1 protein-coding gene is annotated in these 1534 nt (G+C 70.1%); it reads right to left on the bottom strand.

The features are described from left to right. A partial coding sequence (locus G3O06_RS48150) for an acyl-CoA dehydrogenase family protein (protein WP_205820433.1) occupies window positions 1-1359 on the bottom strand: 1359 nt, incomplete at its 3' end. Window positions 1360-1534: the final 175 nt, after the last annotated feature.

The following is a 1534-nucleotide window of genomic DNA, read 5'->3' as shown; positions in this document are numbered from 1 at the left end:
GAACAGCGCGGCGGCCGCGTCGGGCTCGCGCGACACCGCGCGCAGCACGTCGAGGCACATCACGTTGCCCGAGCCTTCCCAGATCGAGTTGACGGGCGCTTCGCGGAACAGCCGCGCGATCGGGCCGTCGTCGACGTAGCCGTTGCCGCCGAACACTTCCATCACCTCGCCGGTCAGCTCGACTGCGCGCTTGCACACCCAGAATTTCGCGGCGGGCGTGACGATGCGCTTCCATGCGCGTTCGAGCGGCGAGTCGTCGCGCTCGAATGCGTCGGCAAGACGCATCGAGAGGGACAGCGCCGCTTCGCTTTCGAGCGCGAGATCGGCGAGCACGGTGCGCATCAGCGGCTGCTCGGCGAGCGCGCGGCCGAACGCATGGCGCTGGCGCGTGTACGCGATCGCCTGCACGACGCCCTGGCGCAGCATCGCCGCGCTGCCGAGCACGCAGTTCAGCCGCGTGTAGGTGGCCATCTCGATGATGGTCGGGATGCCGCGGCCTTCGTCGCCGAGCATGATGCCCCACGCGTCGTTCAGCTCGATCTCGCTGCTCGAGTTGCTGCGGTTGCCGACCTTGTCCTTCAACCGCTGGATCTCGACCGCGTTCTTCGTGCCGTCCGGCCGCCAGCGCGGCACGTAGAAGCACGACGGGCTGCCGGCTTCGGTGCGCGCGACGACGAGGTGCGCGTCGCACATCGGTGCGGAGAAAAACCACTTGTGGCCGCGCAGCCGGTATTCGCCGCCGCGCCCGCCCGCGCCGACGGCGGTCGCGAGCGTCGTGTTCGCGCGCACGTCGGAGCCGCCCTGTTTCTCGGTCATGCCCATGCCGAACCAGATCGAGCGCTTGCTGGCGACCGGCACGTCGCGCGGATCGTAGTCGTCGCTGTAGAGCTTGTCGCGCAGCAGCGCCCACAGTGCGGGCTCCTTCTGCAGCACGGGAATCGCGGCCTGCGTCATCGTCGCCGGGCACAGCGTGCCGGCCTCGATCTGGCCATGCAGGTAGAAGCCGGCCGCGGTCGCGGCCCAGCGGCCGCGGCGCGACTCGCGGAACGCGAGCGACACGAAGCCTTCGTGGCGGTACTGGCCGAGCAGCGCGTGCCACGCCGGGTGGAAGTCGACGTGGTCGATGCGCCGGCCGCGCCGGTCGAAGGTGTGCAGTTCCGGCGTGTGGCGGTTCGCTGCGTCGGCGAGCCGCGCGGTGTCGGCGCTGCCGAGCCGCGCGCCGTATGCGTCGAGCTGCGGCACGGCCCAGTCGGCGCCCGCGCGGGTAAGCGCGTCGTGCAGCGCGATGTCCGTCGCGAAGAGGTTATAGTCGACCAGTTCGTCGAACTGGTTCGTGACGGCGTGAGTCGATTCGGTCATCGAGGTTGTCTCCGGTCTCATGCTTCGCGGGCGGCCGGCGCCATGCCGCCCGGATGGCGCTTCGGCGCCGGCTCCGGCCCCCGGTAAAACGCATTCCCTGCTGATTTCCAGAGTAGCAAATATGCCGCCGCGACATGTTCAGGTTCCGGCGCCGCCCGGGCAGCCGGCGGCGCAA

It is taken from the genome of Burkholderia sp. Ac-20345 (assembly GCF_017104825.1).
GTDB lineage: Bacteria > Pseudomonadota > Gammaproteobacteria > Burkholderiales > Burkholderiaceae > Burkholderia > Burkholderia lata_B.
This window is presented reverse-complemented; position numbering and strand designations above follow the sequence as displayed.